The sequence below is a fragment of the Ochrobactrum vermis genome (assembly GCF_002975205.1).
Taxonomy (GTDB): Bacteria; Pseudomonadota; Alphaproteobacteria; order Rhizobiales; family Rhizobiaceae; genus Brucella; species Brucella vermis.
In genome coordinates this window covers 128,513-146,292 of record NZ_PCOC01000002.1, presented here as the reverse complement: position 1 = coordinate 146,292, position 17,780 = coordinate 128,513, and the positions used below count along the sequence as shown (strand labels likewise).

The window sequence follows — 17,780 nt, the reverse complement described above, 5'->3', positions numbered from 1 at the left end:
AACATTTTCTTCACCTGGAATGCGGAGTTGAGCTGCACGTGGGACATGCCAGCATGCACTTCTCGACACACGCAAGTTGCTAATTTAGATTGCGTACGGTGAAGTGGGGGAATCATGAGTCAAACTGCAATCGATCTCTACTCTGGATGTGGCGGGATGTCGGCCGGGGCCGCGGTCGCTATCCCCGGTCTTGAGATCAAGTGGGCGCTCGATATCGACGCAAACGCCACCCACACCTTCAGGAGGGCTCATCCGGAAGCTGTGGTGGACTGCTGCGACGTCTCCCTCGTTGCCGCAACTGATGTCGTTGAGCGTGCCGGAATCGAGAAGATCGACTGGTTCTTCGCGGGGCCGACCTGCCAGGCTGTGAGCACGATGGGCGTTTTCCACCTGGAGGATCCGCGCAACGCCCTGTTCGTACATTTCATGAGGTTGCTGGACGGCTTCACGGCAGCGGGACGAAAGCCGCGCCGGGTCGTCATGGAGAACGTTCCGGGCGTCGTTTACGGTCGCAACCTCGTCATCGTAAAGGAGCTGTTCAAGCTCTTCGAAGAGCGGGGCTACCATGTCTTCGCCGATGTCGTGAACATGGCAGACTACGGGCTGCCGCAGCTCCGCAACCGCTTTATTCTCGTCGCGACAGTCGATGAAATTCCCGCCACGTTCCCTAGGCATACCCACGCACCGGTCGCCACGGAGGATCTGCAGGGATATGTGACGGTGCGGGAAGCGATCGGCGACCTTACGGAAGATGTGGACACCAATGCCGTAGCGAGACTTTCGATCTCCGGCGACCCCACGCCTTTCCAGGCCTTCGTCCGCGACGGCTCCGGGTTCGCGCCTAACCATCATGCGAACAATCTCTCTGAGATCAATCGGAGACGCGTCGCGAATGTCCCGCAGGGCGGATGCTGGAAGGATATCCCGCCGGAACTGCTGCCGGATCGGTTTCGGCGGGTGCGCCTCACTGATTACGCCACGCTTTATGGTCGCCTGCATGAGGCTTCGCCCGCCTATACAATCTCGGCGGGATTCAACAATGTCACGTCGGGGTGTTTCACCCATCCGATCCACGACCGCGCGCTGACAGTTCGGGAGGGAGCGCGGCTGCAGGGATTCCGGGACTCCTATGAATTTCTCGGACCGCGCGAGGCCCAGTTCCGCCAGGTGGGCAACGCCGTCCCTCCGTACTTCATGATGCGTCTTGTCCGGCACCTGCAGAGCGGCGAGGCTGGCGTTCCAGCCAGAATCACCTCCTCCATTCTCGATAGCGGCCGAAAGCTGCCGAGGATGGTAAAGAGATTTATGAACAAGAAGAACGACTCCGCCAGATCCCGCGACGGATACGGCGGAGGGACCTACTGGCCAGCCGGATGGGGGGAACCGATCCCGGCCGATGCAGTGGCCGCGAACGGCCATCGGCTAGAGGACACCCCGCTTCGGTACCGTCGGCGTGACGAATGGCGCGTGAACCGGGACCGCTTCGTCGATCAGGACTTAATCAAGGTCTACGAGGATCAGCGGCGGCTGCAGGTGCCAGACGGTGCGGTTGCGCTGCCGCTTGTCCGTGAAGATGACTTGGATGCCATCGACCGGGCGATCGTGCAGCTTCTCGCGATCGTCGGGGCGAGGGGCGATCTACTGGAGGTGCAGGTTCCAGTTCGTTACCTCCGCGCCCGGCTGAAACTCCTCCATGACCAATTGAGCGAAAGGGAGGTGGTGGATCTGCCTGCAATGGAATTCATCGAACTTGACGGCGCGATCAGGTTCGGCGAAGTCGTAGGCCCGCTGGAGTTCGCCCGGCTAGCCTTCGAAGAATCCGACATGGTGGCGAACTCCGACAACCGTGGCCCGCATCTGGTTCTGCATCAGATGCCTGACGATTTTGACGGCTCCAAGGGTGTATTTGGATGACAGTATTGACACGGTCGGATCCCAATTAGGGCGATGACCGCATTCTGGGGGGAATGATTGGCAGAACAGAAGGATCCATTCCTCGAGAGGTATTTTCTCGATCCGGGCAGCGAGAGTTCGATCGGCAGCATCTACGTTGCCGACGAGGACCTGCAAGAAATCTTCGGGGTAGAGGATCTCGCAGATGCCCAGAGGCTGTTCGTCAAGTCGCTGCCGCATATGAACCTGCTGAAGGGGTATCTGGCGGGGGACATGCCGCCGATGCAGAGCCGCCTGCGGATCTACGTGCGCATCCTCCTGTTCCTGTGCTGGATGCAGACGACGAAGACCCGTCAGAGAGGCGACCGTGAGTTCCGGGAAATGCTCGAGAGGCATACGGGCTTCAAGTTCTCGAGCATGCGTGGTCTGAACCCAATGTGGGAGCTCCTGCGGGACTACCTCGCGAAGGAGCACGGCATTGTCCTCGACTTGCCGGACATTCATCCTTTCAGCCAGATCGGTCGGACGCTCCGTATCGCATTCCCGACATGGCGGGACAAGGTGGTATTCAGGAAGCTTCGTCAGGATCTCGGTCCGAGCAGCCTGCTTGACCCACTCCAAGTTTCGAATAGGCTAACCACCTCCCGGCATCTGCTAACCGACACGATGCAATCGTTCGAATACAACTTCGACCTGTTCGACCGCTCTTGGAAGCAGGGTGGGCACGAGTATATGGAGACCCCATTCTGGCAGGCTTGGTATTCTGTCGTCGCCGAACACGCCGCGCTTGAGGAACTGGAGATCGTCGCAGGAGATTTCGGCGACTGCGAGCTATTCCGCAAATCCCCGCTGGGCGAGCGCAAGCCGATCCGCAGTCCCGAAGAAGCCAGCACGTACGTCCCCCAGTTGATCTCCAGGGCCATCCGGAGCGGCATCGTCCTGATGGAGGACATGGGGTTCGGACGATTACGCGCGACCAGCAACGTCGCCTCGAACCTCATCCTGATACATCGCTCTCGCTTGAAGATGTGCGATGAGGGTGCGATCCGATCCTACAGCGATGTCAACGCGAAATGGGTGCTTGCGTCCTTCAGAAGCAAGGAGGCGAGCACTGTCGAGGTAAAGCCGAAGGCACGCGAGTTCGGGTGGCTCGACGGCATCAGGATTGGGAGTGCCCTTCTCGGCCGCTCGCCTCTGACTCCGCTTCTTTCCGCGCGCGGCAGTGCCACGGTCACGCTCAATGGCGGCGATATTGCCATGGAAAGGCGGGAGGACGGTTTCGCCTTCCCGCCAGGCACATACTCGGGGGAGGCCATTGTCTCCTTCCGCGGAGAGGACTGTAGCGTATTCCTGGTTCCTCGCGCCATCGAGGTCGGGGAATCTCTCAGATACGCATTCGACAGAACGAAGCATGTCAGCGAAGACCTCTTCCACTACGAGACCACACCATCCATCCCAACCCCCGCCAGGCGCTGGGTCGGACCTCGCGTCACTTCATGCGAGGAGATGATCACCATCGCAGAGGCGTTGTATGCCAGGACGGCGAGGGGGCTTTCCTTCGTGGAGGCGCTGGAGATCATCCGACGGGGACTTTCGCGTGCAGCCAACCCTCCGCGCGAATGGGACATCCTGCGGTCATTTTCCGATGCGGGCTGGTTCGACCTGACGCTGCTCCGCAGTTTCCCCGCCCGGCGGCTGCTTCAACGGCCGCATTCGGTTCGGCCCGTGGGAAGAGATCTCGTCCATATCGAAGGGCCGACGCCTTTGGCGGTGGTGGAGCATGTGGCCGCATGCGCGGACGCGGCCGGATCCACCCTCGAGCCCCATGCCGGTGCGTCTCCGTGGGCGCTTCCCCGATACGTCGTCAGAACCACCGGCACAGCCGCACAGCGGGATTTCATGCAGCGTGTCGGGTACATGGTGTCGCCGTCGGCTGCCATGGCAGAATTGCGGCGCGGAGATCAAGGCGGTGTCCATGGGTATCACGTCATAGCCCGGTTGGATGAAGACAGTGGCTTCTTCCGCTCCGAGGACGCGGATGAATTTCCGGAGGGTGGTCTATACCGCCTCGAAAGGAACGAGGCCAAGAGCCCTTTCCTCTATCGGTCGGTCGTGAACGGACAGCCGGACGAGAACTTCGAATCTCCGTCGATCGCTATCCTGAACCATCACGCAAGGCGCCACCGGCCGATCTTCCGATACGACGGCTCGATGATGACCGCTATCGCGCCGCGTGCGTCCCTCCCAGCGAGCTGGGCGCGCTGGGCCGCCGGGCGGAACCTTTGCAACGCGGGACCGGCGCTCCATGCCGACAACTGGCTGTACGCCTACCCCATGGGCGAAGAAGAAGTCGGAGCACTGTCAGGCCTCGTCTCCATCGTCATCGACAGCAACAAGGGCCTGTCGTGGATCGACTGGTTCACCTCATCCGCATCGAACAGGAACCGAGCGATCTGGGATGCGCGTGCAGGAAAGATACGGGGTTCACGGATCCCGGGGAGATCTGAATGTCATTAGCAGGGAAGCATGTATTCCGCGTCCGCCACACTTCGGGGAACGACATCACCGTCGTCACCGAAGTGAAGGAGAACGATGCAGCGATCGGGCTCGGACGGCCGAAGGAAGTCAGAAATGGCAAGATTTGGCTGGGCGGTATCGATTCATTCTGGCTGGTGACCGGGGTCAAGAAGGACGCTGCCTTCGTGCCCCGCAAGGAGGAAACTCCTGGCAGCATATTCTCAACGGCGACATCGCCGCTTATCGACCGCATCAAGGGCAGCTCCGCGTTTGAACTTCCATCGGACTTCAATGGCATCGGTGCGTCGGGAAAGCTGGAAGCGGTATCCTTCGTCACCGCCAACCGCCTGACGGTCGGCTTCAGCCCCCGCGAGACGAGCCACGAAGAACTGGTCGCATCTCTCAGGGAGGGAAAGCTGTCCGTTCCGGCAAAAAGCAACCTCGAAGCCATCGAAGTCAGTCCCGATGTGTGGCTGCGGGGCCGCTTCGTCCGGAATTCCAGCGGACTGTACGGCCTCTCGGTCGATGCCCGTGTCAGATCGATGCCCACGTCTTCGCTGGAAGGCAAGCCGGAAGTGATGCGGCTAGCCTCGGGGCTGGTCGTCTTCCTCGCGCCACCTAGATGGTCACCCACACAGGAAAGGGACATCAGGCCGGAAGCCGAGATCCTCAGTTCAGCGGAAGGTTGGCTTGCGCGCATCTCCTCGGTAGCGACATCCAGCAGCATTGACTCGCCAAGCGTCGCCGAAGCCCTGAGGAACCGGATCGCCGCTACGGTCGGAAACGATGAGCGGGAGGACCTCGAGGCCGCGCTTCGCGTTCTCTCCACCCGCTCGCCACTGCTGGATGTCATTCCCAAGATGATGGAACGGGATCCGGGCTGGCAGAACGGCCTGCGTGATTTCGAGAGGCTTGAGCATGACCGCATCCGGGTCGAAGTCAGGCAGCGCCTTGCGGAAGAAGCAGAGGCGGAGTCGGGCCGCCTGGCGGAGTTGCGCGAACAGGTTTCTGAGGCAGAAGCGCGTATCGCCACATTCTCCCATCGCGAGGCGCTGCTTCGCAGCGAGACCGAGCAGCATGAGGCCCGTCTGCACGAGAAAATCGCCGAGGCAGCGCGGGCCATGGTCGGGAATTCGTCCGAAGCGTTCCGGAAGCTTCAGGATGATGTCGACCGTCTTCGCGAAGAGGTCCAACGGTTGGAGCAGCCGGTCGCCACGCCACATGCACCTGAGGTGCCTCAGGCAGTGGATATTAAACATGCGCCGGACGATGTCGAAGTCGAAGAAGATTCCGAGTCCGTGGCCGTAGCCAGCGACGAGGATCGCATCAAAGTCCTTGAGGAGCTTTCATCGTCCTCCGGCCTCTCCATCGCGGAAGTTATGGCGGTCATCCTGCATTCGACGGAGGATGTTCCCGTGCTTGTCGGAGACGGTTCAGCGAGCATCGCAACAGACATCGCCATGGCGGTCGGCGGCGATGCCGCATCGATCGTGTTCTGTGATCCGACGCATGTCTCCCTTTCGGATTTGCTTCGCGATGATCACACCGATCTGGGCGGGGCTATCGAACACGCGAGAAACAGGCCGGATCTGCTCGTTCCCGTCGCCCTCTGTGGCCTGACCAACGGACCGTGCGAATACTGGCTTCCACAGTTCGTGGAGATGCGCCGCGTCGGCATGCTTCCGCGGAACCTTGCCTTCATCGCAAGCGCAGGCACTGACGGAATGCGTGTGCCAGTTCCGAAATCCGTCCTCCGATATCTCTTCCCGTTGAAAGTCTCCAGGTACGAGACATCTACGCACATCGAGCGCAAGGGGGCGTGGCGGCTGTTCGAGAGCAACCCCGCCCGAACCCAGGAAGCGATCCGTTCACTTATGGGCCGAGAGAACCCCACCGATCCTAATATCGTCGGGCGATTGTCCGACATGCTTTCTAAGGCGCCCGTCGCCGAGGCGATTGCGGTCGGTGACTTGGCGGCCGTGCTACTGCGCGAGCAGGCCTGGGCGACCGCCTGGCGCGACGCGAAAGAACACGAATTGATACGATATTTCAGAGAGATGGGGAACTAGGTGTTGGTTTGCACGCGGAACTGAGCCAGTTTTTCCACCGAGAAGTGAGCCACCTCTAAGTATGGTTTTCTGATCAGGGTTTAGTCAAGGGATTGGCGTTTTGTCCTCTCTTCTGTGCTGCGGCTGCCGAGCTGGCCTTGAAGCGGAAGCTGTCGTTCCCTGTTTCCAGGATATGGCAGCGATGGGTCAAACGATCGAGCAATGCGGTTGTCATCTTGGCGTCGCCGAAGACGGTTGCCCATTCGCTGAAGCTGAGGTTGGTGGTAATCACAACGCTCGTCCGTTCATAGAGCTTGCTCAGAAGGTGGAAGAGCAGTGCTCCCCCTGAGGCGCTGAACGGCAGGTATCCCAACTCGTCGAGGATGAGCAGATCAAGGCGGACCAAGGTCTCTGCGATCTGCCCCGCCTTGCCTTTAGCCTTCTCCTGCTCAAGCGCGTTGACCAATTCGATGGTCGAGAAGAATCGGACCTTTCGACGGTGATGCTCGATCGCCTGGATGCCGAGGGCGGTGGCGACATGTGTTTTTCCTGTGCCCGGTCCGCCGACAAGCACGATATTCTGCGCGCCGTCGATGAACTCGCATCTATGCAATTGGCGCACCGTCGCTTCGTTGATTTCGCTGGCGGCGAAGTCGTATCCGGAGAGGTCCTTGTAGGCTGGAAAGCGGGCAGCCTTCATGTGATAGGCGATGGACCGGACCTCGCGCTCGGCCATCTCGGCTTTCAGCAACTGGGACAGGATCGGCACGGCTGCATCAAAGGCTGGAGCACCTTGCTCGATCAGGTCACTGACGGCTTGGGACATGCCATACATCTTCAGGCTTCGCAGCATGATGACGACGGCGGCACTGGCTGGATCATGACGCATGGCGACCTCCAACGATCCGGACACGCAGGCCATCATAGCGTTCGACATTGGCCTTGGGTTCGCGCAGCAAAGTCAGTGCCTGTGGCGTATCGACGTCGGGACCGTCAGTCGTCTTATCGTCGATCAGCATATGCAGCAGGTTTAGCACATGCATTTTGGTTGCCACGCCTTGATCCAAAGCCAATTCCACAGCACTGATGACGGCCTGTTCGTTGTGATGAAGGACGAGGGCAAGGATATCGGCCATCTCACGATCACCACCAGGGCGGCGCAGCATCTGCTCCTGCAGCTGTCGAAAGGCCAGCGGCAATTCCAGGAAGGGTGCGCCATTGCGCAGTGCTCCAGGCTTGCGCTGGATGACCGCAAGGTAATGGCGCCAGTCGTAAATCGTCCTCGGCGGTTTGTCGTGGCTGCGTTCTATGATCCGCGGATGTTCGCAAAGGATATTGCCCTCGGCCGCAACGACCAGTCGCTCGGGATAAATCCTCAGGCTGACGGGCCGGTTCGCAAAAGACGCAGGCACGCTGTAACGATTGCGCTCGAAGGTGATCAGGCATGTCGGCGAGACGCGCTTGCTCTGCTCGACGAAGCCGTCAAACATGGCGGGGAGCGCCATCAATGCTGCCCGCTCATCAGCCCAAACATCCGCGATCGAGCCGGACAAGGTGCCATGCGCTGTCTCCCGCCACAGGTCCTGGCAATGCTGTTCCAGCCAGATATTCAATGCCCCCAAATCTGGAAAGTCGGGCATCTGTTGCCACAGCCGCGGTCGGGCATCCTGGACGTTCTTCTCGACCTGCCCCTTCTCCCAGCCCGCGGCGGGATTGCAGAACTCTGGCGCAAAGACGTAATGGTTCGTCATCGCAAGGAAACGGATGTTGACCTGTCGCTCCTTGCCGCGGCCCACACGATCGACCGCTGTCTTCATGTTATCGTAGATGCCACGACCAGGCACGCCGCCAAACACGCGGAAGCCGTGCCAATGGGCGTCAAACAGCATCTCATGCGTCTGCAACAGGTAGGCCCTGACAAAAAACGCGCGACTGTGCGATAGCTTGATATGCGCGACCTGAAGCTTCGTGCGCTCGCCGCCTATCACGGCATAGTCCTCACTCCAATCGAACTGGAATGCTTCGCCTGGTCGGAAAGACAGCGGAACGAATATGCCGCGGCCCGTCGTCTGCTGCTCACGTTGCCGATCAGCCCGCCAATCACGAGCGAATGCGGCGACCCGACCATAGGAGCCGGTAAAGCCGAGAACCACCAGATCGGAATGAAGCTGCTTCAGTGTTCGGCGCTGCTTGCGCGACTTTCCGGTCTCGGTCTTCAGCCAGGCCGCGAGTTTGTCGGCAAAAGGATCAAGCTTGCTCGGTCGTTCCGGTACCGTGAACGTCGGCTCTATCGTACCCGCGCTCAAATACTTCGCGATCGTGTTGCGCGACAGACCGGTGCGCCGGCTGATCTCGCGGATCGACTGCTTCTCTCGCAGCGCCATGCGCCGGATGATGTTTAAAAGTCCCATGTGGATCACTCCGCTGCCCCCGTCGCTCACCGCGTTGGGGGGAAGGTTCACATGGCTCAGTTCTCAATGGAAATTATCTGCCTAACTGGCTCAGTTCTGCGTGGAAACCAACACTGGAGGGACAAGCTGGAGGCCGCCCTCAATAGAACCGAAGCGCGGCGGAAGGTCATGGCGACCATCCTCTCGGAGGTCTCCGGCTGCAAGCAATCTGAGATCGAGGCCAGGGTGACCGCCGAAAGCCTCCTTGGGCAGATCGAGAATCTCAGAAAGGATTTCCGGAACCAGACAGTCGGAATAGCGTCCGCCCTCGCCGAAGGCGGCCTCGTGCCCCTCTACGGGATGCCGACCCGCTCGCGAAATCTCTACGTCGACCTAGTCAAGAAATCTCGCGACGAGTGGGAGGCTGACTGGGACACGATCGACCGCGATCAGGACGTGGCCATCTTCGACTTTGCGCCGGGCAACGTCCGCACCCGCGAAAAGCTTAGACACAGATGTGTCGGCTTCACAGGCCTGCTGAAGGTTCCCGACCAGCACAAGGATGATCTCAACTCTCCGATGGAACCGTTCACTCCCTGGCAAAAGGACGACTTCTACCTGAGGTTCTGCAGCACCTGCGGTTCTTGGACGAAAGACACCGAGCACACCATGTCCTGCGAAGAGTGCGGCGCGCTGCCGACCGATGACCCCATACGCTGCATCACCCCTGCCGCCTACCGTACAGACTTCAGACCGTCGGGTGAGGCCATCGCCTCGAAGGTCGGCCAGATCATAACGCTGGCAAGCCTTGGCAAGCCGGATGCCCACGTCGTGGATGACAACATCCGGGTCAACTTCGCCGAGAACTCGGAGATCTATCTCGTAAATCCAGGTTCCCGCGAGGAGGACGACTTCACGGGCTTCACAGTGCAGGAGGTCGATGACGGCGCCGCCAAGACGATCGGATGGTTTAAGAACGCTCCCAAGCTGAAACTCAAGGGGCAGGCGATCGATCCGGATGTGATCACAGAGGATACAATGCGCTGGCGGGGCGAAGATGACGAAGTCACGAAGGCGTGGCTGGCATCCCCGAAGTTCACCAATTCCCTGCAGATCGGCCCCGTGAAGCTGAATCCGAACCTCAGGATTCTGGAGATGGACGTCTCGATGAAGAGGCGTGAGGCATCTCGCACAAGCGTCCGCGCTGCCGCCATCTCGGCCACGGAGATCATCGTCCAGAGGGCGGCCCTCGAGCTTGACATAGCTCCCGAGGAGTTCGACACCCTGGCACCGAACATCATCCGCTCGCCCGACGGCACAGCGCTGCCGTATCTGCAGATCGCCGACGCACTGCCGAACGGGTCGGGCTTCTGCAGGCACCTGCTTTCCGACAGCCGAATTCCTGTACCGAAGCTCATCAGAAGCATTCTGAATGACTCCAAGGCCTGGCCGCAAAGAGCGGTGTCCGCTGAGGAGCATCGGGAGCGCTGTGGAACGTCCTGCTACAAGTGCCTCCAGAGGTACAACAACAGGAACTTTCACGGTCTTCTCGACTGGAGGCTCGGCCTTGCCCACCTCCGCGCCTTCCTCGAGCCTGCCTACGAATGCGGCTTCGACGACAAGTACGAGGCGTTCGAGCTCCAGGACTGGTCTTCGAATGCCCACCGCCTCGCGAATGACACCACGACCTTCATTCCCGGGAACAGGGTGGCGACAGTCGACGGCAGGAAGGACATTCCCATCTTCTCACTCAATGACCGTAATACGCGTTGGGGAGTTGTCGTTCATCCACTCTGGGATCAGACACGGCTGTTCGAAATGCTGGCGCTAGATCACCGCTTCATTGCGGTCGATAGCTTCGAGCTTGAGCGGCGACCACTGAACGTCCTGCAGCGGGCCGCCAACCGCTGAGTTTTCTCTCTTATGTTCTGGTCAAGAAAAAAGCAGGCGTTGCTGCAATTCTGGCAGATTTGCAGCAACGTTGCGAACGAACTCACATGCAAGCAGCAGGTCAGCAGCAGGAGCGCCCATGACTATCAGCGATATCAAATGCCCGGCTTCGACCCGCTATCCTGAAGGTGGTCGATGAGATCAATAACGAATGGTTTCCTTCCCCTTCATTCGAGGCGGGACGGATCGTCGGGCGCACGGGCGGATACAAGGTGAGGATCACTGCCGGATGCTGCTATCCGGACGGCGATACCCAGAGCGCCGTCTTTCGTACCGTTGGACGCGGCACATGGTAGACGGCAACGGAGCCGGGGATCGGCCGGGGCGAGAGAAGATATGGCGACCTACTTATGGGCGGGACGCGCCCGCCCTTCATCGAGGTGAAACCTTCAAGGGTTGAGGTGTCGGCAGCCGAGACTACTCTTTCAACAGTAGCCTCGGCCGCTTCCTGTTCCCAGAAGCGAAGTGCAGTCCACCCAATGCTTTCGAGGTGCTCGCGGACACGTATGTCTCGCGCCTGGTTGCATGCAATCTTCTCCATTGACGGGGGCACCTCACATCTATGCCAGAAGGAGTCGTCCAGGAATACCGCAATCCTCATCCCCGGCATTCGAGGTCGCACGTTGTGGCGCTTCATTCCAGGAACGGGGTAGTGGATCCCGTAACGAAGGCCTCTAGCGTAAAGCAGTGACCTCACGGATTTCTCGAATGCGTTGTCGCGCCCGTGCGTTCGCTGGATTCACCGACGAACGGCCGTTGTCGGAAGGTCCATCACAAACGACTAGCTAACGGGTGTGACATGATCATGGCTCTTTCGAAAACTGGTGGACTTCAAAACCCAGGTTCTGCAAGAGATCAGGTCTGGAAGAGGTTGAATCCCGAGTGGCAGCTTAGCGCTGACCCTGACCGAAACCCGACCGTCCGGAAACGGCCCCATTGCGGTCGATGAAGCTCTGCAGAATTCACTCCTGACTGGCGAACAAGATTTTGGCTGTGTTTCTGGTTCGATGTCTCGCGCCATTTTCCGGACTTTGGAGCAGAATGCGATGCTGCCACATCCCCGGCTTTTCCGCGAAAAAATCATGCATACTTCGTAGCAATAAGAAGCAAATTTCTCGCCTATCGCGATTTAGCGTTGTTGGAAACGCTAGGAGGCAACGTGACCATTCTAAACAAACACCCTGATTTTGGTTGTCCGCTCCAGTCTTCGGACGCTGAAATGTTCGGCGAAGAGGCGGCGCAGGAAGTCGAGCGCTTTTTGTCCTACCGCGAAAATCACGCCGAAACACCACTGCATTGTTTGCCAGTTTTAGCGAGCGATCTCGGTGTCAGCGCGATCTATGTCAAGGATGAAGGGCATCGCTTGGGGCTCGGCAGCTTCAAGGCGCTTGGAGGCGCCTATGCGGTCATCCGCCTAGTGCTTGATGAGGCGGGTAGACGATTTGGTCGGCGTGTCGATATTGCCGAACTACAGACGTCCGCTGTCAAAGCTGTTGCCGCGACAATGACGGTGGCCTGCGCGACTGACGGAAATCACGGCCGCTCAGTGGCACAGGGTGCGCAATTGGTTGGTGCCAGAGCAAGGATATTCGTCCATTCTGGCGTCAGCGCCGAACGCATGGAGGCGATTGCGCTTTTCGGCGCCCAAGTGATCCGGGTCGCTGGCACTTATGACGACTCTGTCGCCGAGACGGCACGCATTGCTGCAAATAACGGTTGGATCGTCGTCTCTGACACATCGTGGCAAGGTTATGAGTATATTCCCGCCCTCGTCATGCAGGGCTACACGGTTATGGTGCGAGAGATATTGCGTCAAGTTCCACACCTGCCTACCCATGTCTTCGTGCAGTCCGGCGTTGGCGGTGTCGCGGCGGCTGTTGCCGCTCATCTGTCTGTCGCATTGGGTGAGCAGCGCCCGGTATTTGTCGTCGTCGATCCAGCGCGAGCGGCCTGCCTCTACGAGTCGGCTCGTGCTGGCCATCCGGTCAGGGTTGAGCCTGGTGAGCCGACCGTCATGGCGATGCTCGAATGCTACGAGCCGTCGCGCGTGGGCTGGAGGATGCTGGTTCGTGTGGCGGATGCATTCATGACCATCGACGAGGAGGATGCTATCGCTGCGATGAACCGCCTTGCACGTCCTACCGGAAATGATGTGGCGATTGTCGCAGGCGAGAGCGGAGGTGCAGGGCTGGCCGGCCTTATGCGGGCCGTGGCGACCCCTGCCGACAAATCGGCACTTGGTCTTGATGCTACATCCCGCGTTCTCGTCATCAATACAGAGGGCGCAACCGATCCCGGCCGTTACTTGCAACTCGTGGGAATGAGCCCGGCAGAGGTGGTTGCTGGAGCGTAAGGATCGGCCCGGTGGCATGGGCTGATTGCCTCTCGGGAGTATCGAGGACAGGGGTTCGAGGAGGGCATGAATTGAATGACATGAAGACTTTGGAACGCGAGATGACGGCATGGCGACGAGCGTTACACGCCTATCCGGAGGCAGGATTTGAGGAAACGCGCACCGCGGCCTTTGTTGCCGCGAAGCTGCAGGCACTGGGCGTTGATGATATTGCGCAGGGTGTCGGCGGAACAGGGGTTGTAGGTACGCTGAAGCGAGGCAGCAGCAATCGCGCCATAGCCTTGCGCGCCGACATGGATGCGCTACGCATTACGGAGCAGGGACAGGCTGATTATTCCTCACAAAATCCGGGCGTCATGCATGCTTGCGGCCATGATGGTCACACCGCCATGCTGCTTGGTGCCGCGAAGATGCTCGCGGAAGAAGGTGGGTTTGACGGCACCGTGCGCTTTATCTTTCAGCCTGCTGAAGAATGGGGAAAAGGTGCACTCGCAATGTTGAATGATGGGTTGATGCAACGGTTTCCGTTCGAGGAAATCTACGGCCTTCACAACATGCCAGGTCTACCGGTTGGACATTTCGAGACACGCGCTGGTCCCATCATGGCAGCGGAAGACAATTTCGAGATCGTGCTGAGGGGCGTCGGCGGCCATGCTGCTCGTCCGCACTGTGGCAGCGAGGTTCTGGTTGCTGCTTGCTCACTGGTTATCTCTTTGCAAACGATCATCTCTCGCCGGCTGAATGCTGCCGACATCGCGGTCGTCTCGGTGACAGAACTGATTTCAGACGGCACCCGTAATGCCTTGCCTGGACTGGCTCGTATTCTCGGTGACGCGCGCAGCTTTCGTCCCGAGGTTAGTGCGGAGATCGAAAAGCAAATGCGTATCATTGCCGACGGCATAGCTTTGAGCCACAATCTAACAGCGAAAGTTGCCTATAGCCGTGAATTCGCTCCGCTGTTCAATGAACCGGCATTGGCCGAAGAAGCCTTTGCCGCCGCGGGCACGGTGTTCGATGCAGGCAATATTCGCATGGCTGCCCAACCGATGGCCGCCTCTGAAGATTTTGCCCGTTTCATCGACCATGTGCCCGGATGTTTTGTTTTCCTGGGGAACGGCGTCGAATCCGAACCTCTGCACAATCCGAAATACGACTTTAACGATGACGGCCTGCTTCCCGGCGCCCGCTATTATGCGGCTGTCGCGCGACGGCGCCTGCCGTTGACGTGATTTCGTATCGATCGGTACCCCAATCCCCCGGTGGATATCATACCACTGACGCCAACACCTCATTGCGAAGGTAGAGACGCTGATGCACCTGATTGTAGATCCTTTTGCTTCCGATGATGTTGCCGAACTCATGACCTGGTTCCCGGATATGGCGAGCGTCGTCCAATGGGCTGGTCCGCGCTTGCGTGCGCCACTCGACCATTCGCAATTTCAGTCCCTGCTTGACACTCCAGATCAGGAGGGGACATGGAGAGCATGGACGGTCCGCAAGAGCGGACATCAGGTCGTCGGGCATTTCGAGCTGCTTTTCGATCCGATCTGTGGTCAGGCGACCCTGGGTCGCGTCGCCATCGCGCCCAACGCCCGGGGAAAAGGATATGCGGCTCCATTGGTTCAGGCAGCGTTGGAGATCGCGTTCGGCCGGGACGACATTCATCGCGTTGAACTGCGCGTCTTTGATTTCAACGCTGCGGCAGTCGCCGTCTACGAGCGGCTAGGCTTCGTCCGGGAGGGAACCTGTCGCGACGCCGTCCGGGTCGGGCCTGAAGCCTGGAATGTTCACATCATGAGCTTGTTGCGCCGAGAGTGGAACGCGGTTACGCTGGATGATCGGACGACCTCTCGATGAGATTGTTTTATTCGCCAACCTCGCCTTTTGTGCGAAAGGTGATGGTGGTCGCTCACGAGCTTGGGATTGCCGACAAGATCGAGTTGCGGCGGGTGCTCGTTTCTCCGCATCTGCCAAACCCCGAGCTTGCCACCTTCAATCCTTTGATGAAATTGCCGACGCTGTTGGCTGACGGCGGCGAGGTACTTTTCGGATCGCAACTCATTTGTGAGTTTCTGGACCATGACTGTGGCGCGACGCTATTTCCGCAAAGCCAGTCCATGCGCTGGCGGGTCGGCCGACTGCATGCCTTGGCGGACGGGATGTTGGAAGCCGGCATCGCCTGCCGAGAAGACTTGCACAGGTTCGGGACGGCGACATCCGACATATGGAGCGACGGACGAGAGATGAAAATTTCCCAGGGACTAAGTTATCTGGAAAGTGTCGCCGACGAATTGGAAAACCAAGTTAATATTGCGACAATCACTATTGCTATCGCTATCTCTTGGCTTCGCTTTCGCGGGTTCATTGATGATCTGGTCCCCACCGCACCGAAGCTGGCTACATGGCACCAGGGTTTTGCCGCTCGCCCCTCCATGCAGAAAACGGAACCCGCCGACGACAGTTTCAGCTGGAAGGCCCGCTAACCCGTCAATGACCCGCCCACGGGGCTTCCACTCGGCCTGTCCGATAGATCCGCGACGGGAATGCGAACTCCCGACTTCACTCGCTTCATCGACACAACTGTCCTGAACCGTCTGACATTACGGTCATCGTGGAACAGTACCTGACATATCTCGTCATATTGCTCCATGGATTCCACTGTTAGAATTAAGAAGAAGTCTGTTTCACCTGTCACGTAGTAACATTGCTGGATTTGGGGGCAAGCCAGGAATGATTTGCGTGTCATTTCAAGTAGATCGATGCGTTCACTCTCAAGTGTCACCTCAACAATGATTGTGGTGTATCGGCCGAGCTTTGCGGGGTTCAGCACCGCGACCACCGTGTCGATGATCCCGATATTCTCCAGACGCCGGATTCGTCGTTGAACCGCGGCGGTTGACAGATGCACCAGCTCGGAGAGCTGCCGCAAGGGTCGACGCGCGTCCAGCTGGAGATGGTCGAGGATCTTTGTATCAAAGCTGTCTAGATCGGTTCGTCTGCTTTTCATTTGCCTGTTCCTCCCGAAGCTTGCCGATGGGCGTTGTCGTTGCAGTACACAAATCGGCTTACGCAAAAAATTCTCGCCAAACGCGGTCAAAACGAGCACACGCCACACGATTTCAGTTCTATTTTGCGTTCGCCCGTTGGATTTTTAGAGGTGATTGCGCATATGATTGAGCATGTCGTTATGGTGCCAGGATTGGCTTGCACATGGGAGCTCTTCGCGCCGCAGTCGTCTGCGCTCGAAGGGCTAGCGAAGTTTTCCGTCGCCAACCATAGTGCTTGCGATGATCTACCCTCATTGGCTCGGTCGATCCTGGATGATGCCCCTCGGCGATTCGCGCTCTGCGGGTTCTCGCTTGGGGGATATGTCGCGTTGGAGATCATGCGCCAGGCCCCCGATCGCGTAACCCGCCTTGCGCTACTTGACACAGCGGCCGGACCGGAATTGCAGGAACAGACCGTCCGGCGGCGCAGGCTGCTTGAACTTGCCATAGAAGAGGGTATGGATAGGGTCTGCGACCTCATGATACCGTACCTTGTTGGCGGTACGAGCTGGAATGATCCGGAACTTGCGGCAACGGTACGACGTATGTTTTCTGAGACAGGCGCTGCAGCATTTTCGCGACAACTCCAAGTCATCATGTCTCGCCCGGATTCGCGGCCCGATCTAAGACATATCCATTGCCCGACGATGATCTTGGTCGGTCGGGACGACCTGTTGACGCCCGTCGCCGCGGCAGAAGAAATGGCAGCGGAAATCCCCCATGCAAGTTTTATTGTGCTCTCCGATTGTGGCCACCTGACCACGCTGGAACGTCCCGCCGCTGTAAGTGCGGCGCTGCAGAATTGGTTGGCGAAAGGGATTGCAAAGTAAGTTACATCATGCATAATATGTTTTATGTAAATTGAAAGGGACGAATATGCAAGTGTCGCCAAAGCGCTCGCCGCGGAGGACTCAGCGGGAGCGGCGGGAGGAAACCCGGAAAGCCTTGCTGGAGGGCATGATGTCCGCGCTGATGGAGCTGGGCTATGCACGCACAACAACAGGGGAAATTACGCGCAGGGCAGGATTAACCTCTGGCGCCTTGCAGCATCATTTCGCTTCCAAGGAAGAGCTTGTCCTCGCTGTCGTAGAGTATCAGTTTGAAGAAGTCCGGATTCAGCTTGAGGCATTCGCGCACGATCGGAAGGTCGAGCATACTTGGAAGTCGTTCATCGAATTATTGGGTAGCATCTATGCCGGCCGCCGCTACATGGCGATTTGGGAAATTGTGATGGGAACGCGCGCGGACGCAAATCTCCACACTTTGGTCATGCAACACAGGATCCAGTCACAGGCCACTTTGGAAAGGCTTTGGAGCGCGATCTTTATGGACAGTATACCAGACAAGACCAAGCGCGTGGACCTCATGCATTTCACGCTGTCTACACTGCGCGGTTACGTCTTCTACAACGCAATTGCTCCAGACGACCAATTCTTTGAGAGGCAGAAGGAAGTCCTCTTTTCCTTTCTGGAGGCAGAGATGCGGCCATCAACAGAAGTGATACCCAAAATATCCGACCGCGAGCGCAGGCTCTAGGTCTTCAATTCCAAGCAACAAAAAAGGGGAACGAACGTGGCTGGAC

General features: G+C 58.7%; 14 protein-coding genes and 1 pseudogene. 10 read left to right on the top strand and 5 right to left on the bottom strand.

Going from position 1 to position 17,780, the window contains the following annotated elements:
* Positions 1-114: 114 nt before the first annotated feature.
* Genes CQZ93_RS14815 through CQZ93_RS14805 form a run of 3 tightly spaced genes read left to right on the top strand, consistent with a single transcriptional unit; the run spans position 115 to position 6,479 of the window.
* Complete coding sequence (locus CQZ93_RS14815) at positions 115-1,914, top strand: DNA cytosine methyltransferase (RefSeq protein WP_105543439.1); 1,800 nt, start codon at positions 115-117, stop codon at positions 1,912-1,914.
* Between the two features lie 57 nt (positions 1,915-1,971).
* On the top strand, positions 1,972-4,410 hold the full coding sequence (locus CQZ93_RS14810; protein ID WP_105543438.1) for a hypothetical protein: 2,439 nt from the start codon (positions 1,972-1,974) through the stop codon (positions 4,408-4,410).
* Positions 4,401-6,479 (top strand): AAA family ATPase, encoded by a 2,079-nt coding sequence (locus tag CQZ93_RS14805; protein WP_105543437.1) that lies wholly within the window; start codon positions 4,401-4,403, stop codon positions 6,477-6,479. The genes CQZ93_RS14810 and CQZ93_RS14805 overlap by 10 nt, the downstream gene beginning before the upstream one ends.
* Positions 6,480-6,552: 73 nt before the next feature.
* Here the strand turns inward: CQZ93_RS14805 and istB are convergent, their stop codons facing one another.
* Together istB and istA are read right to left on the bottom strand one after the other, a co-directional pair.
* Positions 6,553-7,347 (bottom strand): IS21-like element helper ATPase IstB, encoded by a 795-nt coding sequence (istB, locus tag CQZ93_RS14800; protein WP_036589678.1) that lies wholly within the window; start codon positions 7,345-7,347, stop codon positions 6,553-6,555.
* The gene (gene istA / locus CQZ93_RS14795) at positions 7,337-8,869 is read right to left on the bottom strand and encodes an IS21 family transposase (protein WP_032963552.1); all 1,533 of its coding nucleotides are present in this window, start codon (positions 8,867-8,869) and stop codon (positions 7,337-7,339) included. Before istA ends, istB begins: the two co-directional genes overlap by 11 nt.
* 168 nt (positions 8,870-9,037) lie before the next feature.
* Between istA and CQZ93_RS14790 the strand changes: the two genes are divergently transcribed.
* Positions 9,038-10,759, top strand: a complete 1,722-nt coding sequence (locus CQZ93_RS14790) for a hypothetical protein (protein WP_181153399.1) — start codon at positions 9,038-9,040, stop codon at positions 10,757-10,759.
* A 274-nt stretch (positions 10,760-11,033) separates the two neighbouring features.
* Here the strand turns inward: CQZ93_RS14790 and CQZ93_RS14785 are convergent, their stop codons facing one another.
* On the bottom strand, positions 11,034-11,339 hold the full coding sequence (locus tag CQZ93_RS14785; RefSeq protein WP_286153619.1) for a PDDEXK family nuclease: 306 nt from the start codon (positions 11,337-11,339) through the stop codon (positions 11,034-11,036).
* Positions 11,340-11,369: 30 nt separating this feature from the next.
* Positions 11,370-11,537 (bottom strand): annotated as a pseudogene (locus CQZ93_RS27260) (PDDEXK family nuclease); the annotation flags it as partial.
* A gap of 420 nt (positions 11,538-11,957) precedes the next feature.
* Here CQZ93_RS27260 and CQZ93_RS14780 point away from each other — a divergent pair.
* From CQZ93_RS14780 to CQZ93_RS14765, 4 genes are all read left to right on the top strand, one after another.
* Positions 11,958-13,151, top strand: coding sequence for a diaminopropionate ammonia-lyase (locus tag CQZ93_RS14780; RefSeq protein WP_105543435.1), 1,194 nt, complete (start codon positions 11,958-11,960; stop codon positions 13,149-13,151).
* Positions 13,152-13,231: 80 nt separating this feature from the next.
* The gene (locus tag CQZ93_RS14775) at positions 13,232-14,380 is read left to right on the top strand and encodes an amidohydrolase (protein WP_105543434.1); all 1,149 of its coding nucleotides are present in this window, start codon (positions 13,232-13,234) and stop codon (positions 14,378-14,380) included.
* A gap of 82 nt (positions 14,381-14,462) precedes the next feature.
* Positions 14,463-15,008: a GNAT family N-acetyltransferase gene (locus CQZ93_RS14770; RefSeq protein ID WP_105543433.1), complete on the top strand. Its 546-nt coding sequence runs from the start codon at positions 14,463-14,465 to the stop codon at positions 15,006-15,008.
* Positions 15,005-15,634 carry a glutathione S-transferase gene (locus tag CQZ93_RS14765; RefSeq protein WP_105543432.1) on the top strand — a complete coding sequence of 210 codons (630 nt, stop codon included), beginning with the start codon at positions 15,005-15,007 and terminating at the stop codon, positions 15,632-15,634. Before CQZ93_RS14770 ends, CQZ93_RS14765 begins: the two co-directional genes overlap by 4 nt.
* On the opposite strand, the gene CQZ93_RS14760 is transcribed toward CQZ93_RS14765, so the two are convergent.
* Entirely contained in the window at positions 15,631-16,158 is a 528-nt protein-coding gene (locus tag CQZ93_RS14760; protein WP_105543431.1) for an Lrp/AsnC family transcriptional regulator, read from the bottom strand. The genes CQZ93_RS14765 and CQZ93_RS14760 overlap by 4 nt on opposite strands.
* 33 nt (positions 16,159-16,191) lie before the next feature.
* On the opposite strand from CQZ93_RS14760, the gene CQZ93_RS14755 reads away from it, so the two are divergent.
* Both CQZ93_RS14755 and CQZ93_RS14750 read left to right on the top strand, forming a co-directional pair.
* A complete protein-coding gene (locus CQZ93_RS14755; protein WP_181153397.1) occupies positions 16,192-17,028 on the top strand; it encodes an alpha/beta fold hydrolase in 837 nt (278 codons plus the stop codon).
* A 115-nt stretch (positions 17,029-17,143) separates the two neighbouring features.
* Positions 17,144-17,734: a TetR/AcrR family transcriptional regulator gene (locus tag CQZ93_RS14750; protein ID WP_181153396.1), complete on the top strand. Its 591-nt coding sequence runs from the start codon at positions 17,144-17,146 to the stop codon at positions 17,732-17,734.
* Positions 17,735-17,780: the final 46 nt, after the last annotated feature.